This window comes from Lentimicrobium sp. L6 (assembly GCF_013166655.1).
Classification (GTDB): domain Bacteria; phylum Bacteroidota; class Bacteroidia; order Bacteroidales; family UBA12170; genus UBA12170.
On sequence record NZ_JABKCA010000002.1, the window covers coordinates 28,031 to 51,028 of the forward strand.

Consider the following 22,998-nt stretch of genomic DNA (forward strand, 5'->3'; position numbering starts at 1 on the left):
TTGGGGTTGGGGCAATCGAAAAAGAAGCTTCTCGCTGAATCATTTTTAATTGGTTTTGCCCCGACCCAGATGGGAGCCCAATTAAAAATAGATTGCCTATTAAGAAAGGAATGAATAGGTCCATCTTCACCAATGAGAATAGGATTACTTATATCAGATGCTTTTTTGCTCCCCGTGGGGTTAGGGAAAACAAAAAAGAATTTTGAAATGTTACTTATTCTAAACTTCATACTATTTCCTCCATCCAATTTGTAAATTTACTGAATAATATCTTCCGGGCATTGCACGCCATAATACAGTCATATAGTCTCTGTCAAAGATGTTCTCAACTCTAATACCAAATCTGGCTTTGAGCTTTTTCCAATTAAATCCTTTTTCAAAGCTAAGATTTGTTAAAGAATAAGCTAAAAGAGGTTTTTCAAAATCTGATAATTCGTTAGAGCTGGTGGTATACCTTTTTCCAATGATGGAATTGTCAATGTTTAGTTCCCAAGATTTGTAATTCACTCCTATCATTAAATTAGCGGTATGACGAGGAATATAGATTAATTGTTTTCCTCTGCTTTCATCAACAGATTCTACAGCATTTTCATTGGTGGTTATGGTAAGGGCGTAATTGGCAATGGTTTTTAGTTTCCAATTTCTATAGAAATCCATATTGTATTTTAAAGTGCATTCGACTCCTCGGGCAAAAACTTTCTTAATATTATCTGCTTCCCAATAAATGGCACCGGTGGAAGAGGGATGCCAAACTATCCAATTTTCAATTATAGAAGCATAGATATTGATGTTTGATTCTAAATTCCAATTGTTTTTGGCTTGTTTAAAACCTAAACCCAGTTCTGCGGTATACCCGTCTTCGGGAAGTAGGTCTGGGTTTCCGCCAGGAATCCAGTATAAGTCGTTAAGGTTAGGTTTGTGGTAATTTCGACTGGCATTAAATTTTATGCTCCAAATATCTTTTTGGTCCAATTGATATTCAATACCCAATGATGGAATGAGAAAAACGAAAGTATCATCATAATATTCGCTTCGGAGGAGGGCATAAGCTGATGTTCTTTCGTTGATTTGAAGATTGAGCTGTGCCAGATAACTCAACTCTACTCGTTCTTCCTTATATCCCGTTTTTTTGGTAGAATCATAAATATCTACTTGGTGAAAATTTGCATCCAAAGAGGTTTTAAAGTGTAGAGACTCCTCTTCTTTATATTGATATTCCAAGTGGTTAAAACTAGATTTTTCTTTACTTATTGAATTGAAATTATTATCTAATTCTGTTGATTTTCGAAAATAATGCAATTTTGTATAGTTGATACCACTTGTGAATTCCCATCTTGAATCTCCTATGTAGTATTTCCAAGCTCCAATAGCTCTTAGTTGCTCATCTTCTCGATATTCTATTCTGTTGAATATTTGATAATCCACACTGTCAGGTGTTTGAATCTCTTCGATGTTATAGCCTTCGTAAGACATGAGCTGAGGAAGATTTCTGAAATTATGATGGCCCCAGATTTTTAAAGAGAGCAAATGATTTTTCTTCAATTTCCCATAAAACTCTTGTAGGAAACCATATTTCTCATAATCCGCATTTTTCTGGACATCGTCTCTGTATGGAAGTACTCCATAGTTGTAGAATGGAAAGTCGTTCTCTGATTGGTCGTGAAAAACTCTAGTTTTCGATTGAAACTTAGAGTTCCCCAAGGCCAATTCTGCAAATTCTTTAAAAGTAGAAAAGCTCTCTATATGTTGAATGTATTTTACTGAAATTCGATTACTCCAATCTGCTTTGTTTTCAAGACTAATACTTCCTCCTAAGGCACCACTTCCAGCACTTAAAGAGCTTCCGCCATGAAGCAATTCTACTCTATCGATAAAATAAACAGGAAACTGAGAGAAATCTACATCGCCCCGCATGGGTGAGTTGAGACTCATTCCATTCCAATTGACTTGAGTATGAGAAGCTGCCGTTCCGCGAAAAGAAGCGGTGGCGGAGGAGCCTCTTCCATAAGATTTTATGAATACTGGAGTGCTGGCCGTCATGAGGCTCGATAGAGATTTTGAGCTCAAGCTTTGTAAAGCCATGGTGTCTATCCTCGATTTGCTCATGGCTACTTCTTCAATGGGTTTTTGAGCTTTAACTTCTACTGTTTTTAATTGAAAAGTATCCTTGGTGATTTGAGCATTGATATTTTGACTCCAAAAAAGAGAGACAGAAAGAAAAGCAAAAATTTTAAAGAATAGTCTTCTATTATAAGCTGTGATATTTATTATTTTCAAAGCAGAGGTATTGGTATAATCTAATCTTTCAATGGGGTGGATTTCAACAATAATAAATGAGAATAATTCTGTGCAAATATAAATAATCTTCTTTGTGAAACTCTGTATAATAGCTTTGCCACGAAGAAACACAAAGGATTTCGCAAAGTGCCACCAAGAATGAAGAAGTGTTTGCCCAGCCATTATCTTTTGATGATGGTTTTGGAGAAGGAATTACCTTTGCTATAAACTTGAATTAAATAGACTCCGCTCTTAAGTTCTCCCAGATTTACTCGTTTTGCCTCTTTTACCTCTTTTACCAATTGACCTTGATGATTATAGATTTTCAGAAGATCAATATCATTGTTTTCTGAGGATTCTATATGGATAAGATCCTCAAAAGGATTGGGGTAAATAGTAAAATGGAGTGGATTGAGTTCTTCAATTCCAGTGGCATCGGAAATAATGATTTGTGCTTTATGTGCTCCTATGGAAATTAGGTGTTGACCAAGGATGTTGATGCTAAACTCAGCTTCTCCATCAGAATTAGTTGAGACTTGTTGACCGTCATTGACCAAGCTTTCTTCATTTAATGATAGCAATGCATTTGCAATGGGCTTTCTTTCCAATAATTCTACAATTCCTGATTCATAGAATTGACACCGCTCTTCCATGAAATGAGTTGTAATGAGTTCGTCAGGTTTTGAGGTGTAGGTGCTTAGTGTTATTTGATTGATGGTCCATTCCTCTCTGGAATCTGGCACATGATAGATTAGAATTTCATCTTCATCTTGTATTTCGATTTGATGCATATTCCTAGCAAAATGATCATCATTTAGTTTTATAATCCATGTTCTGGATTTACTATCGTCGCTATGGTTTCCACCGTAGCCATAGTAGTAATTTAAACTTGAATGTTCTTCTTCTGGAACTTTCCATAAGTAAAGAGCGCCATCTACTATTTCGTCGTCCTTAAATTTAAAATCCTCTCCAAGTCCAGTGCTTTCAAAAATAGAAGCTATGGCATGGGCTAGACTTATATTTTCTACACTACCGATTCCGTAATCTTGAGCTGCATTATCTACATAAGGGTTAAGGTCAAAATGGTCAATATTAACTGCTTGCCGAGAAAGTATATTATGGTCATCGGTTTGGATAGTGATATATACCTTCTTACTGTGGCTTTCTGCTAATATTTGTATGGCTAATGAATCAATAATTTGAGGAAAACCTTCAGCCTGAGCATAGATATAGGTATTACCCTCCTCTAATCCTTTGATATAGGTTTCATTGTTTCTTTCAAAGATTTCTAATAATTCGGGATTTTTAGCATGCCATAGTGTTTCTAATCCTAAAATAGCTTCGTTATTTTGATCTTTAATGATAGCATTTATTTCAATTTGACTTTGTGAATGAATGCTCTGTGATTCTAATATGATTTCGATGGAGGAGGGCTCCGAAACGAGAATCTCGAAACTATTCGAAATATACTCCTGATTTTGAACTTTTGCAGTGATAATGGTAAGGCCAGCTTGATGAGTCTGAATGAGTCCATTGGCATCTACTGTGGCGATATTGGTATTTGAGGAGTTCCAAATGATATTTTGACTTGCTGCCGGAATACCAGAAATAAAATGAATGGCTTCTGCTTGTAAGCTCCTGTTTATTGTTATTGTTTTTGGCATATCCGACAAGGCTAATAAATTGATCTCCCCAGTGATAGCGCTATTAGGGCTGACGTCTATAATACCGGAAATCTCAGTGGAAGCTTCCCCCAATCCTCCCATGGAAGTATTCATGGCATTGGTGATTTTAATAAAATCTATATGGTCAAGCGCTACTCTGTTTCCATTTTCATCTCTGGCCCAACTGATATCCATGGCATCGCCACCTGAATTTTCTAAGTCGCTGGTATAAGGATTATCAGGAATGTCATAGGGTTGGCTGCCTCTGGTTCTGTTATCTGCAAAGCCAAAGTATCTTTCGTAAGATTTTATCATGGATGGAGTGGAGAGGTCAATATCACCTTCAACTTTCATGCCTTGTAGAGTGTAAAGTTCTTGGTTTATACTAGGGAATAAGATCGGAGATGGGTAATAGCTTTGTTGGTGGAAACTGTTTTTATAAACGTATCCAGAATCTTGATTGCTGTCCACCCAAAGTACATCGGTAGCTGAGTTTTCATTGGGATTGAAATAAGTGACAGCATAATCCATTTGACTTTGGTTCAAATAATAGTCGCTCCCTGCCAAAAGATACCATTGGTCATCAGCCAGTCCATTATTATTCTCATCTTTCATGACTTCTACCATTGCTGCTTCGCTCCAATCAGGCAAAGCATTGGTGAATATGGTAAAATCAATTCCAAATGGATTGTTGGGATGGTTTTCTACACTTTCTTCCATTTTTACAATAATATGACCGCCAAATGCGCCCAAAGAAACCAATCCGCTTGTTCCTCCAATAATGCTTTGTGCAGCATACGGAGAGCCAAATGCACCATCGTTAGTAAATTGTCCTGGAGCAGGTTTGTAATCAATAATTTCCGACACATACTGTGCCTGACCCAGCAAGTTAAAGCTGAATAGGAGGATTAGAGTTGCAAATTTAATAATTGACTGGCTCATTTTATTGTTTATTTATTTCGCAAAAACAGTAGAAACTGAAAAAGATGAGGGCAGGCTTTGAAGGAAGCAATCGGCTAGTGTAGGAAACCAGCAGATGATTAGCTTTTTCACCGAAAGCACTCAAATCTTTATCTGTTGGCAGGTCTTCTGACTTACTCCATTCTGTGGAAGCCTTCCCGGTTGCGAACCAGTGGCATATTTTCCACGAAATATATGGAGCTTACAGCAGCGGGAACTGTTCAGGATTTACACCTGATTCCCTATTAATCCGATAATACCATTTTAACGATATGGAATTTCATAAAGTCAAATTGGTATAAGCTGGAACCAATTTCGCTGCAAAAGTAGAAATATTAGTTGAGGTGGAATGTTAAATTCTGAAAAATGATAAAATAGTAAGTACAGATGAACAGGTTGTTGATTAATAGTTATTTGTATTTCTGATCTATCATGAATTTAGCATCAAGATATAACATAGAATCTACTGTGATTCCTCTAGATTTTGCTTTTTCTTGGATTTTTTCAAACCATTTTTTATCAGATTGAATCTGTTTCATCATGGCTCTAATGTCTTTCTCCAAGTTTATGTAATTTTGACTTGCATGTTCAAAAGATTCGATAAAACCAAAGGGGAATCTGTCAAGGTTCGCTTCAGTGGTGAAAAGCAGCAGGATGTCAGCTTTTCTTATTGCTTCGGAATAATTGATATTCTTTACTTCATCTGTCATCTGTAGTTTGTCGATAAAAATCTGTTGATTATAATACCAAAACTCACCATGACTAAATGCCTTTTGATGAATACCTAAACGATATAATTGCCAGAAAAAACTATCTGCAATACTTATTACTTTAGGCTTATAAGCCGATTCATCTTTAAAGCTTATTTGGGGATAGGTCATTAATGGAATAGGAACAGGTAGGCCTAAGTTTAAAGCTTTTTCAATGTCGCTATCTTGTTTGTCAGCAATAAAAGACTTGCTAATATCGTCAATTTGAACATCAACTAAGTTCTTATTCAAAACCAATTCCATTTTTCTGAGGATTGAATCAACTATCAGAGGCATGCTTCCTTGACTCCAATGAATTCCTGTTTTTGGATAAAGAACTATTTCAGAGCCATCTTTCATATTTAAGAAAGCAGCATTAAAATCGATAAATGGAATATTGGACTTAGTTAAGATAGAAGTATAAACTTCATAATTTGTGATGCTTCTTTCTTTGTTCATGGAATCAGGAATGAATTCAGGATAAAAGAAACCCTTTCCTGGTGCAATTACTATTATTAATTGGGTTTGATGCTTCTTTAATTCTTCTTGAATAGCTAATAGTTTATTAATTCTAGAATTAATTTTCTTTTCACCTATAAAATTAGTTCCAAAATAGGAGTCGATATATTGTTGTTCATATAGATAGTCGTTCTTTCCAATGATTACGTTTTGAGCACTTACTTTATTGAATAAACTATATTGCAGTTGATTATAAAGCCTTACAAACGAACTCCTAAAGCCAAAATGGTCATTAAAGAAGGTATCATATTTATTTTGGAATTCCCCAGAAAACCAATCTTGAATTATAAACACTGGTTTTTGCTTGAGGGTATAGCTTCCTTCTAGAGGCTTAACAAAAACCTTTTGAGTATAATACTGCAAAAGAGGAAGCGTTAAAGCTAAAATGATGATGATAATTCCTATATTTTTCGTCTTGTTTTTCATTAGAACCTAAAATATATAAATGGATTAAAATCACTGCTGGTGATGGCGCTAAGGCAGATGGCTAAGCTTAATATGGCTAGAATTATAGAAATGAAATACCTCGATGTACTGTATTGCTCAGAAAAGAATACTTTATTCTCCCATTTTTTGCCTGTTTTTAAGAGTGTAATAAACGAAAATAAGACTGCAATTACTAATATGAACCAAAATTCTGATGAGGTTTTTGTGGGGACTGAAAAGTCGAATTTAAATAAACTTCTTAAGAAATATTTTATTTGATTAAAGCTCTCAGATCTAAATATAACCCAACCAATGATGGTTATAAAAAAAGTGAGAATGATACTTGGATATTTACCTACCTTTTTACTGAACTTAAGTAGGAATAGCTTATCAAGAATTAAGAAGAAGCCATGGAAAGCCCCCCAGATCACAAAATTCCATGCTGCACCATGCCAGAGACCAGAGATTAAAAATACCAGCCAAAGATTAAAATAGAGTCTTTTTTTTGAGGATACTCTACTTCCCCCCAATGGAATATATAGATAATCGCGCATCCAACTTCCTAGGGTGATGTGCCATCTACGCCAAAATTCAGTTATGCTTTGTGAGGTATAGGGATTATTAAAGTTTTCAGGAAATTTGAAGCCCATGATTCTACCAAGTCCAATGGCCATATCGGAATACCCAGAAAAGTCAAAATAGATTTGGAAGGTATAGGCTATTATTCCTATCCAGGCAGCTGAGCTTGTTAATTCTCCATCTGCCAAAGCAAAAGCTTGGTCGGCTTGTGCTCCTAATACATTAGCTATTAAAACTTTTTTCGCTAGCCCAATACAAAATCTAAAAAATCCCAATAACTTGTTGTCTAAGGTCTCTAAATGCTGGCGATTCTCTATCTGATCCGCAATTTGATTGAACCTCACAATAGGTCCTGCAATCATTTGAGGAAATAGCATAATATAAACTAGATATTGGATGGGATTCTTAAGAGGTTTGTGAACACCTCTAAAGACATCGATAGAATAAGTTAGTGTTTGAAAAGTATAGAAAGAAATGCCTATGGGTAAGGCCACTTGTGTCCATTGGAGGTTCTCGAAACCCATAGAATGGAGGACGAAGTCCAAATTCTCCACAAAGAAGTTGGCATATTTAAAATAGAGTAGGAGGCCAACATTTATAGAAATGGATAATGCCAATAAGTATTTTCGATGTATTGAGTTAGGGGAGTGGTACATGTTATTGATGATATAATAATCAAGAATAACAGAACCTATAACTACAAATACAAAAACGGGTGCCCCCCAAGCATAAAAGAAAATGCTAGCAAATAGGATGACCCAGTTTTTATAATTGTTGTTTTTGAAGAGGTGATATAACAACAAAAAAACAGGTAGAAAGTATAAAAGGAATAGGCTGCTACTAAATACCATTTGATCGATTTCAAATTTGATGGCACAAAGCTAAAAAAAATGAAGGTTGAACTATGAAAAGAAAAAAGTGTTTGTGAATTTAAATATCTTCATCATATTAATAGATTAGTGATAAAGAAAAACAGGTAATCCATCCTCACAAATGATATCACTTGGCTCAGGAGGAATGGTGCAATCAGATATAATCCCCCATTTTATATTATACAGATCTTGTTGATGGGTATAGAATTTGACTTTGCTTAGAAAAGCGTTTTCATCAATTTTCTGATGATAAGCCATAAAACCAACTGGGCCACCACAAGCCTTTTGACCATAAGCTACAAGCTTCCAGTCTTCGGAGTTGGTGCAAGAAACAGAGGCAGAAATACTAGAAATTTCTATAAATAAATCGGAAAGAAATTTCAGATCTTCTGCTTGTGAGCTAGTGTCTTTAATTTCTCCTCTTACAATTTCTTCTTCATCATTGTTTTTGTCGCATGCCATCAATATTCCCATTGCTAAAGCAAAGACGATAATTAACCTTTTCATTCATTTTGTTTTTGATAAAGCTAAAATACTGAAAAATAGGATGGTTTTTTAAATAATTTTGAAATATTTGTTAATTGGTCATGTTTTAATTGGTTTCCTATCTTTACCTTTTGAAAATTTAATCTTATGAAAATCCTTAAACGTTTATTATTAGTCATAGTTATTATTCTAATTTTGTTATTTGGAGCCCTCTGGTTTTATCTGGATTATCAAAGCCCTAAGTATAGCGGAGAAATAGTATTGCAAGAACTGGAAGAAAAAGCAGAAGTGGTATTTGATGAATATGGAATCCCACATATCTATGCCCAAAATCAGAGAGATGCTTATTTCACCTTGGGATATGTTCAGGTGCAGGAGCGACTGTTTCAAATGGAGCTTTATAGGAGATTGGTTCAAGGAAGAGCCTCTGAAATATTTGGCTCCTCTTTAATTTCCACAGATAAATACTTTCTCACTTTAGGATTAAATGAATTAGCAAAAGAAGCTGCTGAAAAACATTATTATCAAAATCGAAATGCCGAGTATCATGCGGCCACTTATTCATATTTGGAAGGAATAAATGCTTTTATTGCTGAAGATAGGTTGCCGGTAGAATTTCAATTGATAGGTTTTAAGCCGGAACCTTTTGCCGTTGAAGATATGTATGGCAGTTTGTACTTGACTGCTCTTGGGTTTTCTTTCGCACAGAATGAAGATTTACTTTTGAATTTTATTAATACTGATCTTGGGCCAGAGTATTTAGTTGATTTTTCTGAGGATTTTATCCCAAATTTAGATAAAAAGCAAGCCTATGTGAATCAATTAATGATGGAGCAGCTAGAGCATTCGATGAATGAAATGGGATTGCCACTTTGGGAAGGAAGTAATGCATGGGTATTATCAGGTCGTAAAACAAAATCTGGAAAAGCCATATTGTCCAATGATACTCATGTAGGGTTCAGTCAGCCAGCTATATGGTATGAAGCCTATCTTGAATATCCGGGTTATGAGTTTTATGGACATTTCTTGCCAACTGTTCCTTTTGGTATTATTGGCCATAACGATCATTTGGCTTGGGGTTTGACTATTTTCCCATTTGATAATATGGATTATGTGCAATTAGAATCCATTGGAAATCCAGCTAGCTATATTTATTTTCAAGATACAGTGGATTTCGAATTTGTTGATTATGAGATAGTGGTGAAAGATGGTGAAAACGAAAGGTTTACACTTAAATCCTCGAAACTGGGCCCAGTTATCAATCACATAGAACCTCTGATTGATTCCCTTTATACTTCAGATATTACACTCAATTGGTCTATTTATCATCTGGAGAATACTTCTGTTCAAGCCTTATATAAAATGAATCAGGCTCAAAACATGCATGATTTTAAAGAAGCTATTTCGTTGATAGATATAGTGGGTCTAAATGTGATGTATGCCGATGCAAAGAATAATATTGCATGGTGGGGATGTGGAAAAATACCTAGAAGAGATAGTTTGAGTCAGAGTTTTAAGTTTCTAAATTCTGCCGATGGAAAAGATAAGCAAATGGGTTTTTTGAGTTTTGATGAGAACCCTAAGGTGGAGAATCCCATGTCAGGATTTATAGCTACGGCTAATAATAATCCAGTTTTGAGTGGGGGTAGTTTTGTGCCCGGTAATTATTTGCCATCAGATAGAATTGATTTGATTACTAATGCCTTAATAGAAAAAGATGATTGGGATTTAGACGCTTGTCGAGCCCTCCAGCTTGATCATCAATCTATGGTGAAAAGAGATTTAGCCTATTTTATCAGTACTCAGTTAATCGATTTGCCAAAACAAGGGTTATACAGAGAAGTTGCCGATAAACTATCAAAATGGGATGGGAATTATAATCTGCATGGTGTAGAACCTGCTATTTTTTCTCGACTTTATTTCAATATTGCCCAGCAAGCTATGGCTGATGAATTAGGCCCCGCCCTTTTCAGTAAAGCTTGTAAAACATACTTATTGAAGAAGACTTTACCCTCGCTGATTAAGAATGGAACTTCACCATGGTGGCTGAAAAAAGGTTCTGAGGAGTCTAGTACTAGAGCTCAGGTGTTAACAATCGCATTTATGATGACTGTAGACGAGTTGAATAGTGAATTGGGTCCAAAAGTGAAAGATTGGAAGTGGAGCAAAGTGCATACGCTTACTCATGAACATCCCATGGGATCGAGAAAGCCATTAGATAAAAGTTATAATGTTGGTCCATACCCAGTGGCCGGCGGAAATCAAGTTCTCAATAAAATGGAATATGCACTTACAGGTGATGTTATTCATCAGGTAACTTCTGGTCCAGCACTTCGGATACTGATTGATTTTGAAAATGTAGGTGGAGGCTTGAATATTTCTCCGACGGGACAATCTGGAAATTTCAGAAGTCCTCATTATAAAGATCAAGCTGAGATGTTTGTTAATGGGGAGTATAGAGGAATGTTGATGGATAGAAAGGCAATTATAGCAGGGGAACACCAAGTATTAAACTTGTTGCCCCGTTAAATCAATCCTAATTCTCGCAAACGTTCAGTTAAGAACTCCCCAGCTGTAATATCATCAAATTGTTTTGGATTTTCTTGGTCAACACAAGCTGCTAAGCAATCTAGTTTCATATCGCTAACCGGGTGCATAAAGAAAGGAACAGAATATCGCGAACTTCCCCAAGATTCTTTTAGTGGGTTGGTGACCTGATGAACTGTTGATTTTAATTTGTTATTGGTATGACGAGAAAGCATATCACCCACGTTTATCATCAGCTCATCGGGCTGAGCAATGGCGTCTATCCAATCTCCATGATGATTTTGAACTTGTAAGCCTTTTCCCTGAGCGCCCATGAGGAGGGTGATTAAATTAATATCGGTGTGGGCTGCAGCTCTTACCGCTTCTTTTGGTTCTTCAGTAATAGGAGGATAATGAATGGGGCGCAAAATACTGTTGCCTTCTTTTATGTATTTATCGAAATAGAATTCTTCTAAACCAACAAATAAAGCCAAAGCTCTTAAAACATAGATGCCTGTTTTCTCCAACTTCTCGTACACCTCTTGTCCTACTTTATTAAACTCAGGTAACTCTTCCACCATAACATTCTTTGGGTAGATCTCTTTGTATTTAGAATCCTCAGAAATATTTTGTCCAAAATGCCAGAATTCTTTTAAATCACCTTCTGTTCTTCCTTTTGCCGATTCCTTTCCAAAACCCGTATATCCTCTTTGTCCGCCAATGCCTTCTATTTCATATTTTACTTTGGTTTTTAAAGGAAGTCCAAAAAAGCTTTCACACTCCTGATACAGTTGATTTACTAATATCTCTTCTAGGAAATGGCCTTTTAAAGCCACAAATCCTATTTCCTGATAAGCTTTTCCAATGGCTTGTACAAAGTCGTTTTTGCGTTTCGCATCATCAGAAGTAAAGTCATTTAGATTTACAGAAGGGATAATATTGGCCATTTTATTTGTTTTAAATTTAGGAAAGCTAAAGATATAAAATTCTTGTAAATCCTGATAGCGCTGTGCTAGTGTAGTTTATATTTCATAATGAAAAACATATAACTAGCTTATGTTGAATGGTTCTAAGCTGCTTAAAACTTTCTTTTTACTCCTTTCCATTCAAAATATTATGTAATTTTGCACCCCTTAAAAAAAGAGGAGTTTTAATTCTATAAATCAGCCCATGAGCATGATAAGTTTCCTTAGAAAATACAGTTTAAAAAGTTTGAGTACCAAGCAGGTAACCTATATTATTAGTATTGTGATTGGGTTTTTTGTAGGGTTAGCAGCGGTGATTATTAAAAAAGCTGTGCATCTAACACAATGGCTCTTGACCCATAGTTTTAGTGCAGACATGGAACATTACCTGTTTTTTATATATCCCACAATAGGTATTTTTCTGGCTGTATTGTATATGAACTTTATCATTAAGAAAAAAGTGGGACATGGTATTCCAGCTGTGCTTTATGCCATATCAAAACAAAATGGAATTATCCCTAAACATAATATGTTCTCCTCCATCTTCACGGCGAGTTTTACCGTAGGTTTTGGTGGTTCAGTAGGGTTGGAGGGACCAACGGTATATACTGGAGCAGCCATAGGAAGTTATTTTGGCCAGATTTTAAAAACCAATTATCGTCAAACAATATTCTATTTAGGTTTTGCCAGTGCTGCGGCCATGGCGGCAATCTTCAAAGCGCCAGTTGCAGGAATTGTATTTGCCTTAGAGGTGATCATGCTTGATCTTACTATGGCGGCATTGCTTCCTCTTTTATTGTCTTCTGTTACTGCGGTAATGGTTAGTTATATGTTTATGGGTCAGGGTGCTGTTTATCATATTGAACAAGTAGATCCTTTTCTTTTGAAAGATGTGATTTGGTTTATCCTTCTAGGCGTTTTTACAGGTTTAGTAAGTACCTATTTTACCAAGGCTTATATTAAAATAGAATCTATTTTTTCTTCCATGAAGAAATGGTATACCAAGCTTTTAGTAGGAGGAACTGTTTTAGGGGGCTTAATATTTTTGTTCCCATCTTTATATGGAGAAGGTTATGATGCCATTAACACCGCATTGCATGGCGAAACTTCTAATCTATTTGCCAACTCGGTTTTCTTCGATTTTAGAGATGATGTTTGGGTGGTATTTGCCATGATGGCTATTATCTTAATCACTAAGGTGATTGCTACTTCTGTTACTTTTGGCGCAGGAGGTATTGGAGGTATTTTTGCACCTTCTTTATTCTTAGGAACCTATGCTGGCTTACTATTCTCAAAGACAGTTAATTATTTTGGTTTCGAAAATTTATCTGAAAAGAATTTTGCCTTGGTGGGTATGGCTGGTATTATTTCGGGAAATCTACATGCTCCTTTAACCGCTATCTTCCTTATTGCTGAGTTAACGACTGGGTATACGCTATTTGTTCCCTTAATGCTCACTTCTGCTTCTTCCTACGCAACGACCAAATTATTTGTTACCAATTCAGTATATACCCATCAGTTGGCTAAACGAGGGGAATTAGTAACCCACGATAAAGATAAGGCGGTTATGCAAATGCTTTCGGTGAAGGATTTAATAGAAAAAGATTTCAAAACTATTGAGCCTTCAGCTACTCTAGGCGAATTAATTGATGTGGTAGCTGATTCTAAACGCCATGTTTATCCAGTCGTAGATGAAACCAATGAGTTCCATGGAGCTATAACCCTCGATGAGATCAAACATATCATGTTTAAGCCAGAATTATACGATAAATATACTGTAGAGGATTTAATGTTTGTTCCTGTATCCAAGGTCGATCCAGAGGAAAGTATGGAGGAGGTTGCTAAAAAATTCAATAAATCGGGTTATTATAATATGCCTGTCATTAAGAATGGTAAGTACTGGGGTTTTGTAAGTCGTGCCAATGTGTTCTCCGCCTATAGAAAATTATTAAAAGATTTTTCTGACGATTAATTATTTATTTCTACTTTTGAGGGGTAAATCAAAACCTTAAAAATGAAAAAGCTATTTATTACCCTCCTCGTTTTATTGTCGGTTTCTTCTTTTGCTCAGAATCATTTTATAGGAGTTCAATTTGGAATGAATTCTTCAATGACCTTTGGTAAAGAATTATTTACAAATGTAAATCTATCTACCTCATTTACTACAGGCTTGACCTATAATTATCGATTTAAAAATAATTTTCTTTTTGGATCAGGTTTAACCTACGAAAGAAAAGGATATCAAGATGATTCTTTTTTATGTGATTATATGGGGAATAATCAAGATGATATGGGAAGATGGTTTGGAAGTTCAACTATTGAAGTTCAATATACTTGTATTGGGGTGCCGCTTAAAGCGGGTTATCAGATTGGGAAATGTTGGACGGCTTAATTTTATTTGGGTCTGGTTCCATCATATTTATTGGATGGAAAATTAATGGAACCTTTTATCAATAATGATGAGACTCTTGAAGAAAGGGTATTTGATTTTACAGAGAGGGTCGACCGTTTTAAGTTATTGGTGATGATAGAGCTAGGTTCAGATTATCAATTAAATAATTGCTGGGCCTTATGTTTAAATGTAAATTATATGACTGGGTTTGATCGTGTAATTTATACGGGTTTTAATAAGCCTGATCCTTATGATCATCGTCTTAATATTTCCCTAGGAGTAAAATATGCTATAAAGTCAGAATAACATTTATCTTTTGTGCTTACCAAACTATTCAAAACAAATTCGTTTTCTTTTTGTGGCCCTTTGTGCCATCCTTTGTGTTTTTTGTGGTATAACTATCCTATATGTCAGAAAAATGGAAAGAGCTATTTGGCTTATGATGAAATCTTTTGGTAAATGAGAACTGATATTAACTTCATTAATAAAAATACTTTTGAAGTAGCTCGAGTCTCTTAATTCTAGCTTCTTCAAAAATTGTAAATGCGAACATTTTCTTATTAACTTTGCAGCCTATTTCTAAGCAAAATCTTTTGTTTTAGAATGCAAACCTTGCACTATTATTCAATTATAGAAGAAAAGGGTGTGAGCTAAAATAACACATTGAAAAACAATATTTTAATGGAAAACCAGACCAAGTTAAGTGTAAATATAAATAAAGTTGCCACCCTCAGAAATGCCAGAGGTGGTGATATGCCCAATGTTTTAAAAGTAGCTTTAGATTGCGAACGATTTGGAGCCCAAGGAATCACGGTACATCCTCGTCCCGATGAGCGTCATATTCGCTATGCCGATGTATTTGAACTTAAGCCTCAATTAACAACCGAGTTTAATATTGAAGGCTATCCCAACGAGAGCTTTATGAAATTGGTATTAGATTCAAAACCTGCTCAGGTAACTCTCGTTCCCGATCCTCCTGGAGTATTAACTAGCAATGCCGGTTGGGATACCATTAAGCATGAAAGTTATTTAAAGGAAGTAGTGGCAGAATTTCAAGCTAATAATATCAGAACTTCTATTTTTATAGAAACTGATGCCAAACTGATTGAAAATGCTGCCAAAATTGGAACCGACAGAGTGGAACTTTATACCGAAAGTTATGCTACTGATTATCCCAAAGGAAAAGAAGCAGCCATTAGAGCTTTTGTGGAAGCTGGTAAAATAGCTCAAAAAGTGGGCTTAGGTTTAAATGCAGGTCATGATTTGAGTTTAGAGAATTTGAGATATTTTGCAGAAAATGTTCCTGGATTGCTAGAAGTAAGTATTGGTCATGCTTTAATAAGCGATGCGCTTTATTTTGGTTTGGAAAATACCATTCAGATGTATCTCAACCAACTCAGGAATATCAAATAATAGTAAAACAAACTCTAAGTACTTCAAGTACTTTAGGCATTTTATTACTTTTTTATGCAACTATTTTACAGAAAATTTGGCCAAGGAAAGCCACTCATTATACTGCACGGATTGTTTGGTATATCAGACAACTGGGTCAGCTTTGGCAAGAAAATAGCTGAATTGGGTTATGAGGTTTATATACCAGATCAAAGAAACCATGGACAATCTCCCCATAGTTCTGCTTTTAATTATTTAGCTCTTGTTGACGATTTGTTCGAGTTTGTGGATGAACATGAATTAGAGGATGCCATTATTTTAGGTCACAGCATGGGAGGAAAAGTAGCCATGCGATATGCATTGGAGAATCCTCACTTTTTGTCTAAGTTGATTGTAGTGGATATTAGTTTACGAGCCTACGAGGCACGACCTCATCATAAAAACATCATCCGCGCCATGAAGAAAGTCGATTTCTCAATGGTGACCTCGAGGAAGCAAGTTGAAGAGATTTTGGCGGAAAATATTTCAGATACAAAAATCAGGTTATTTGTGATGAAAAATCTTCACCGAATCAGTCAAACCAAATTTGAATGGCGATTGAACCTAGATGGGATTTGTGATAATCTGGATCAGATGTTTGATGGGATTGATATTCCAGAGCCATTTACTAAGCCCAGTTTATTTATTCGTGGAGGGGCTTCCGATTATATAATAGATGAAGATATAGCACCTATTAACGAAGCTTTTCCAGATAATCAGCTTCATACCATTGATGGCGCAACGCATTGGGTGCATGCGGAGGCACCAGACTTGTTCTTTCATTATGTGTCAGAATTTCTTCAAAAAGACCAGTAAAATCTGTATTTACTAATTTATCAAAACCTTTTCGTAAAATTATAGTATAAGAATCAAAACTATTGTGATGGATTTGTCGATTTATTTTGACCCAATTAATATTGAGGATTTTAAGTTTATACGGAGGAGCAGCCGCAAATCTTTCGGTGATATGATACTGAAGAATATGGAAGGCTCTTATTTTCCTGATTTGGAGGAGGTTCAGATAGCACTAATTGGTGTGCCAGAAGAACGAGCCCAAGTGGGGAATCCTGGTTGTGGTTCAGGTACGGATATCATTAGAGATTATTTTTACGATTTATTTCCTGGGAATTATCAAGCCAGAATTGCTGATTTGGGAAATCTAAAGCTAGGCCATAGCATCCAAGATACTTATTATGCCTTAACAGCCGTTTGTTCTGAGCTTTTGAGCAATCAGATTGTTCCTGTCATTATTGGAGGAAGTCAAGATTTAACTTATGCTAATTATAGAGCTTATGAAGATTTAGGTCAGATTATAAATATTGCTGCCATCGATAATCAGTTCGATTTAGGCGAAAACGATGAGGAGCTTAATTCTCGTTCCTATCTTTCTAAAATCATACTCCATCAACCCAATTTCTTGTTCAACTATACTAATTTAGGTTATCAAACTTACTTTGTTGATCAAGACGCTATTCGTTTAATGGATAACCTCTTCTTCGATACTTATCGTTTAGGTAATGTTCGTTCGGATATGAAAGAAGTAGAGCCCATGGTGAGAAATGCCGATATGATTAGTATTGATATTTCGGCCATCAGACAAACCGATGCTCCGGGTAATATGAATACCACTCCAAATGGCTTTTTGGGCGAAGAAATGTGTATGATTACTCGTTATGCCGGATTAAGTGATAAGTTGAGCTCTATTGGCTTTTATGAGTATAATCCGGATATGGATTTTAATGGACAAACCGCTCATCTCATTGCTCAAATGATTTGGTATTTTGTAGATGGCTTTTATAGTAGAATGCAAGACTATCCCATTGATAAGAAGAGCTTAGATTATAAAAAGTTCATGGTGAAATTAACCAATCAACAGGACGAACTAGTTTTCTTCAAGAGTAATAAAACCGATCGTTGGTGGATGGAAGTAGATTGCACGGCTACCGTAAAAGCAAAATATGAGCGTCATTATTTAGTGCCTTGTAGTTATCAAGACTACGAGAAAGCATTATCCGACGACATCCCCGAAAGATGGCTACAGGCTTATCAGAAGTTGATGTAATCTAAAAATTAAACCAATTCTTTTAGTTCCGATTTTGAAAATAAATCTGGGAGAAATCCGCTTAATTCGGAATGTAATTCCTTTAATTTCATGTTGATGTATTTATTTTTCGGCACTTCTTTGGAAGACTGAATGATAATATCTTTGAGCTGTGTCTCGCTAATCTTTCCTTCCATATATTTCGCTAAACTTACATACCAGAGTATGGTAGGGACATATCGAGCTTTGCCCAAATATTCTTTTTCCTTAAAAGCTAAATTATATCTCTTTTCTAATTGGATGACTTGTTGATATTTTTCTTGTTTGAGGAGAGACATAAAATAAGGACAAAAGAAAATATGCCACCTGACTTTAAATATTTCTTTTTTATAGGCTCCAAGAAAAGTTTCCCCATAGCTTTCTGCGCATGAATACTTATAACATTTGTTCAGAACTCTTAAATATACTGATACAAAGCCAATTCGGGTATACATGCTATTGGTTCTTTTTAATTGAGGAATGCTCTCCTGCATTAAGTTTAAAGCCTCGGTGTTTTTATTGTTAATGATGAGGATATTGCACAGCTTGATTAAGTAAAATAGAAAGTCTGAGTTTTTTTGTCTGACACTTAGGTAGGCGTATTTCTCTGCCAGATCCATTTCTCTTAGCATGGAATGCATCATGGCTCTGTTGGAATAATAATTGGCTAATATTCGTTTTGAATAAAATTTACTGGTTTGAATTTCCTTATCAAGCTCGTCATAAATCCCTCTGAGTTTGTCAAATTGTCGATAATTATAATGGATGTAAGTGATTCGGATAAATGCTTTGTAACGAGTAAAACCATCAACTATTTTATTCTGAAAAGTACTCAATAAAAATTCTTCCCATTGTTTAGAATCACCAAGTGAAGTGGTATGTTGATTGATGATATCTACAGCAGATATATTCATTTCTCTGTTTAGTTCTAATGCTTCTAGGTGTGCTGTCTCGTATTTTTGAAGGTATTCTTGTACTGATTTGTAATAGAATATCCGAGTACGAATCAGTAAAAAATCCCTATAGGAATTGAGCATTTCGTAAAAACGGATGAAATTGAAAGAAGAGGGGTTGATGGTCTTGGTATACTTCAATAGATTTTTTTCATCTTCAGGAAGTAAGTTGTCCATGTTGATTTTCATCTCCATCTCCATAATCCACTCAAAAAAAACATCCACATCTACACTGCTTAGCTTTTCGCTAATCCATTTCATTAAATTGGAATACCTCCTCTTGTCAATATTTAGAGGGAAATCTTTGGTACTATTGGGATGACTTACATTGTATCTGATAAATTCTAAAATCCTTAAAACATCCTGATTCTCAAATTTCTGAATGGAATCAATATAAGCCAGTTCGTGTGGATATAGAAGGTTTGCGAATGTTGAGAATTTATTTAGTTGCATGATTTTTAATCCCTTTTATGGTCTTTCAAAATTAAAGTAATTTGCTGAGATATCATCTTTTCAATTTGAAAAAACCGCTTCCTCATATGAGAAAGCGGTTGAAGTTTGAGAAATATAAATAGACTAATTGATAAATAATTTCATTTCCTCAATGACAATTTCTGGCTTTTCAAACATTAGGAAATGGCCACATTTGGGTATCATAATCAATTTACTATCGGAAATGTGTTCATGACCATATTTAGCTATTTTGCTTGTAGTGCCTGGGTTAAGGTATCTGTTGGGTATGAGATTGTCATTCTCTCCAAAAAATATTAATGTAGGTATTTCTAGCTGGTCTAATTTGTCAATAATCGGTTCGTTTATCATTCCGGCAACCGATTTACTGACGGCATAACAATATCCTCCAAAATCAGAAGCTTCTCTCATGGCCATTCTATCAGTCATCATAAATTCTGCATCTTTTGGCATATTATAAAAATTGAAAGCCAAATTGGTTTCTATTCCTTCGTAAGTTGTATTGTGAACTAAAATCGGAGTCATAATATCTTCAAACCATTCTTTTTGACCAGGAGTAAAGCGTTCAAATCCTGCAGGTGCAAATAAAATCAGATTATTCAGCTGTTCTGGCCAGCTTAAGCCATAAACTACGCTGATTTGTCCGCCCATGGAATGTCCTGCTAGCGAGAATTTATCTATTCCAAGCTTCCCTGTTATTTCATGAATGATGTCGGCATAGAAGCTCATCATACCACTATGTGGAGCTTTGCTTGATTTTCCATAACCAGGTAAGTCAATAGCGATACAGCGGTATTTTTTGCTGAGTTCGGGAATGAGTTTGTCATAAGCAGGAATATAAGAACCTAAACCATGAATAAAAATAATGGTTTCGGTGCCACTGCCTTCGTCAGTATAGGCCACTTCAATTTCATTGTCGAGCTGAATCGTTTTTACAGGAACTCTATAATTTAAGTCTTGAAAGCTCTTCAGTTTTGGGATGTTTTTATAGGGAGCGCAAGCTGTCATACTAATAATGGCGAATAATAGGATGCTATATTTTATCATTTTCATATCTCTAAATTTAAAATAATAACCATTTATAAACGATAAATACGGTCCAGGGATTTGGAGGTCGAACATCGTAACTACCGTTAATATCGGAGCTGTAGTTGCTGTCATTGCTGTCGAAGAATTCTCCGAGCCACATATCGGCTCCGTGAAGTTCAACGCTCATAAATGCGCCTAGTTTGTATTTGATAGCTGCATTAAGCTCAGTTCCAATATTGCTTCCGCCATTTTGAGGAACTACATTACTAAATCCTTGTGCCATTCCTATTTTTATATTCAATTTGTGAGGAATGATGTCGTGATGTGCATTTAAAGTAAAGGCATTTAAACCATATCCCATATTTGATAAATCTGAGACTACAGGAGTGAATCTGTTTACTACGTTAATATGTGGAAACAATAGATATGCCCCAGAACTGATGAATATGGAAGCAGGTAATCCCCATGTATTTCCAGTAATAACACCAGTATATTTTCCATCGCTAATTCCATTTGGATCTCCAGAGGAGTATACGTAGTCTACAGATACATAATCGTTTAGTGTTTGTCCGTAGCGGTAAGCGCCTCTTGCATTTAAGGCAAAGCCACTGACGTCTACTCCATCTTCCCAACCTTCTTGGTTTACGTTAACATGCCCAAGATTATAGCTGAAAAAACCGGAAAGCTGATATCTATCCATGATAAAATCTGGATTTCTACTAAAGAAAGTACCTAGCCAATAAATATCAGCGGTATAATCATTGGTACCAAAATTAAATAGATAAGCTCCATTATAGGCAGTTAATACACTGGTTAGTCCTTGTCCAAAAACAGAGACTCCTCCGGTATTTTTTCCTCGGTCGAGAATGCCATAAACAGAAGCTCCAACATTCCAGTATTTAGGAAGTTTTCTACGATAGAAGAATTCTAAAAGAGTCACGTCATCGCTTAATTCAGTACTGTTTTCATATAATTTGTAATAACCGAGTTTAAGCTTAGATAAATCTGTATTTCTTCTCACTGAAATACCAACTGCATCCGAACCCCAATAGGCTAATCGATATCCGGTATAGGTCATTTTGTCGAAAAAGGTCCTGTAAGGATTGAATGGGGTGTCATAGAGCCTTTGTAAACCCACATTGATGGCCCATCCCTTTGCAGGAATAAATTCTATTTCTACATTTTGAGTTTGTATGTTTACTTGGTCCCCAGAAAGGGCGCCTCCTTTGTTTCCACCAACGCCATAGGCTTGATCTCCCCAAGTCCAATCAATTTCAAAAGAAGCTCTGAGGAGGGCTTTACCTTTAAATAATTTGGGTTCATAGATAAAAAAGGGTATTAATCGTTGTTCCCCATAATAAGAGGTCTTGCTAGAAGAAGTAGTTGAAGAGTTTTGACCAAATAATCGACCCACTAATTGACCATTAAATAAGCTGCTCTCCGGATACATGTTCGTAGAAACTCCTTGTGTAATGAAAAAGGCATAGAAGGTCAGTTCTTTGTTTAATCCAGCTTCATAGGGAAGGTCTTGTTCAAAAAGGGTAGAGGAGGAGGAGGTATTTTGTAATTGATTCTCTGTATAATTAGCTACCTGACTAAAGCCGTAAAAGCTTGTAAATAGCACTCCTATTATCAACAGTATTTTCCGTTTCATTTCTAAGGATTTAGATGATAAAGGACCGCTTCTATATATTAAAAGAGCGGTCCTTTTGATTAAATACTATAAGAATTAATATCTGACATACTTTTGGATGTTGGTTTCTCCAAATGCACCACCATTAGTGCTTCCAAATCCTTGAGCTGCGGTAGGAGGAATGTTTTGTGTTCCTGATGTTTGAACCACCTCATACCACAATTTCTCTGGGTCTTGCTTTACTTGGAAAATACCTGATACATCAGCAGCATAAGGCTCAACTTGTGTAATAATGATATCCCAAATATCCTCAACTTCTGATCTTTCAATAGTAAAGGTACCATTGAAAATAATGTCAGGAGTAGTGCTGGTATTACCATTGCTGTATTGATGAACTAAGTAAGTGAAATCGTCATTAAATTCAGCATAAATAGAATCCACTAAGAAATAAGTCACCAAAAGAGGAGCAACATTTTCACCTGTGGAATACCATTTTCCAATAATACCTAATTCAGCGGCTAGGTCGGCGCTTTTTGAGGCCCCAGATGCTAAAGATTCTCCTTTATCATCATAAACAGAGGTTTTTGTAGCTACAGTTACCTTGGTGTTTTCAGGAATAATAGAGGTATAATCTAAGGTAATATTTACAGACGCACTTCCCGCTGTATGTGCTATGGCGTATGTAAAATCCACACCAGGAATAGTGACTTCGATATTGGCATCGGTTAAATCACCAGATGCGCTAGAAGTTGCATAAACGCCTTCTGAAAAGGTAAGAGTAACTAAATTTCCGGCAGCATTAAGGCCGTTCATTGTTGGTGCAGGGTTTTCAGTATCTTTTGTACAAGATGCAAAAGATATAACCAATAATGCGAGTAAAGAAACTAATAGATTGTTTTTCATTTTATTGTAAGTTTTATAATTGATTTATTGATAATTTTCAAAATTAATTAATTGTGAATTTAACTGGGCTTAATCGTAATAAT

The 22,998-nt window shown here is 35.7% G+C and carries 17 protein-coding genes and 1 riboswitch; of the genes, 7 read left to right on the top strand and 10 right to left on the bottom strand.

The window, feature by feature from the left end:
* Positions 1–231: 231 nt before the first annotated feature.
* The 5 genes from HNS38_RS00765 to HNS38_RS00785 form a co-directional block, all read right to left on the bottom strand.
* On the bottom strand, positions 232–2,460 hold the full coding sequence (locus HNS38_RS00765; RefSeq protein WP_172276348.1) for a TonB-dependent siderophore receptor: 2,229 nt from the start codon (positions 2,458–2,460) through the stop codon (positions 232–234).
* Entirely contained in the window at positions 2,460–4,883 is a 2,424-nt protein-coding gene (locus HNS38_RS00770) for a T9SS type A sorting domain-containing protein (RefSeq protein ID WP_172345827.1), read from the bottom strand. Before HNS38_RS00770 ends, HNS38_RS00765 begins: the two co-directional genes overlap by 1 nt.
* Positions 4,884–5,002: 119 nt before the next feature.
* A riboswitch (cobalamin riboswitch) is annotated at positions 5,003–5,180 on the bottom strand.
* 131 nt (positions 5,181–5,311) lie between these two features.
* Positions 5,312–6,595, bottom strand: a complete 1,284-nt coding sequence (locus HNS38_RS00775) for a hypothetical protein (protein ID WP_172345828.1) — start codon at positions 6,593–6,595, stop codon at positions 5,312–5,314.
* Complete coding sequence (locus HNS38_RS00780; RefSeq protein ID WP_172276342.1) at positions 6,595–8,025, bottom strand: MBOAT family protein; 1,431 nt, start codon at positions 8,023–8,025, stop codon at positions 6,595–6,597. The genes HNS38_RS00775 and HNS38_RS00780 overlap by 1 nt, the downstream gene beginning before the upstream one ends.
* Positions 8,026–8,130: 105 nt before the next feature.
* A complete protein-coding gene (locus HNS38_RS00785) occupies positions 8,131–8,553 on the bottom strand; it encodes a hypothetical protein (RefSeq protein WP_172276340.1) in 423 nt (140 codons plus the stop codon).
* A 126-nt stretch (positions 8,554–8,679) separates the two neighbouring features.
* Here HNS38_RS00785 and HNS38_RS00790 point away from each other — a divergent pair, with 126 nt between their 5' ends.
* Positions 8,680–11,061 (top strand): penicillin acylase family protein, encoded by a 2,382-nt coding sequence (locus tag HNS38_RS00790; RefSeq protein ID WP_172345829.1) that lies wholly within the window; start codon positions 8,680–8,682, stop codon positions 11,059–11,061.
* On the opposite strand, the gene HNS38_RS00795 is transcribed toward HNS38_RS00790, so the two are convergent.
* The gene (locus tag HNS38_RS00795) at positions 11,058–12,005 is read right to left on the bottom strand and encodes an isopenicillin N synthase family oxygenase (RefSeq protein ID WP_172277584.1); all 948 of its coding nucleotides are present in this window, start codon (positions 12,003–12,005) and stop codon (positions 11,058–11,060) included. The genes HNS38_RS00790 and HNS38_RS00795 overlap by 4 nt on opposite strands.
* A gap of 223 nt (positions 12,006–12,228) precedes the next feature.
* On the opposite strand from HNS38_RS00795, the gene HNS38_RS00800 reads away from it, so the two are divergent.
* The 6 genes from HNS38_RS00800 to HNS38_RS00825 all read left to right on the top strand — a co-directional run bounded on the left by HNS38_RS00800 (position 12,229) and on the right by HNS38_RS00825 (position 17,908).
* Positions 12,229–13,995, top strand: coding sequence for a chloride channel protein (locus tag HNS38_RS00800; RefSeq protein WP_172277587.1), 1,767 nt, complete (start codon positions 12,229–12,231; stop codon positions 13,993–13,995).
* Between the two features lie 42 nt (positions 13,996–14,037).
* The gene (locus HNS38_RS00805; RefSeq protein WP_172345830.1) at positions 14,038–14,415 is read left to right on the top strand and encodes an outer membrane beta-barrel protein; all 378 of its coding nucleotides are present in this window, start codon (positions 14,038–14,040) and stop codon (positions 14,413–14,415) included.
* 45 nt (positions 14,416–14,460) lie between these two features.
* Entirely contained in the window at positions 14,461–14,721 is a 261-nt protein-coding gene (locus HNS38_RS00810) for a hypothetical protein (RefSeq protein WP_172345831.1), read from the top strand.
* A 375-nt stretch (positions 14,722–15,096) separates the two neighbouring features.
* Entirely contained in the window at positions 15,097–15,828 is a 732-nt protein-coding gene (locus tag HNS38_RS00815; RefSeq protein ID WP_172345832.1) for a pyridoxine 5'-phosphate synthase, read from the top strand.
* A gap of 54 nt (positions 15,829–15,882) precedes the next feature.
* Positions 15,883–16,662, top strand: coding sequence for an alpha/beta fold hydrolase (locus HNS38_RS00820; RefSeq protein WP_172345833.1), 780 nt, complete (start codon positions 15,883–15,885; stop codon positions 16,660–16,662).
* 151 nt (positions 16,663–16,813) lie between these two features.
* Entirely contained in the window at positions 16,814–17,908 is a 1,095-nt protein-coding gene (locus HNS38_RS00825) for a formimidoylglutamase (RefSeq protein WP_216663604.1), read from the top strand.
* An 8-nt stretch (positions 17,909–17,916) separates the two neighbouring features.
* Here HNS38_RS00825 and HNS38_RS00830 read toward each other — a convergent pair whose 3' ends face one another.
* The 4 genes from HNS38_RS00830 to HNS38_RS00845 all read right to left on the bottom strand — a co-directional run bounded on the left by HNS38_RS00830 (position 17,917) and on the right by HNS38_RS00845 (position 22,915).
* Positions 17,917–19,332 (bottom strand): hypothetical protein, encoded by a 1,416-nt coding sequence (locus tag HNS38_RS00830; RefSeq protein ID WP_172277603.1) that lies wholly within the window; start codon positions 19,330–19,332, stop codon positions 17,917–17,919.
* A 123-nt stretch (positions 19,333–19,455) separates the two neighbouring features.
* Complete coding sequence (locus HNS38_RS00835; RefSeq protein ID WP_172345835.1) at positions 19,456–20,403, bottom strand: alpha/beta fold hydrolase; 948 nt, start codon at positions 20,401–20,403, stop codon at positions 19,456–19,458.
* A 10-nt stretch (positions 20,404–20,413) separates the two neighbouring features.
* Positions 20,414–22,033, bottom strand: a complete 1,620-nt coding sequence (locus tag HNS38_RS00840; RefSeq protein WP_172345836.1) for a hypothetical protein — start codon at positions 22,031–22,033, stop codon at positions 20,414–20,416.
* Positions 22,034–22,108: 75 nt separating this feature from the next.
* Positions 22,109–22,915, bottom strand: coding sequence for a hypothetical protein (locus tag HNS38_RS00845; RefSeq protein ID WP_172277611.1), 807 nt, complete (start codon positions 22,913–22,915; stop codon positions 22,109–22,111).
* Between the last annotated feature and the right edge of the window lie 83 nt (positions 22,916–22,998).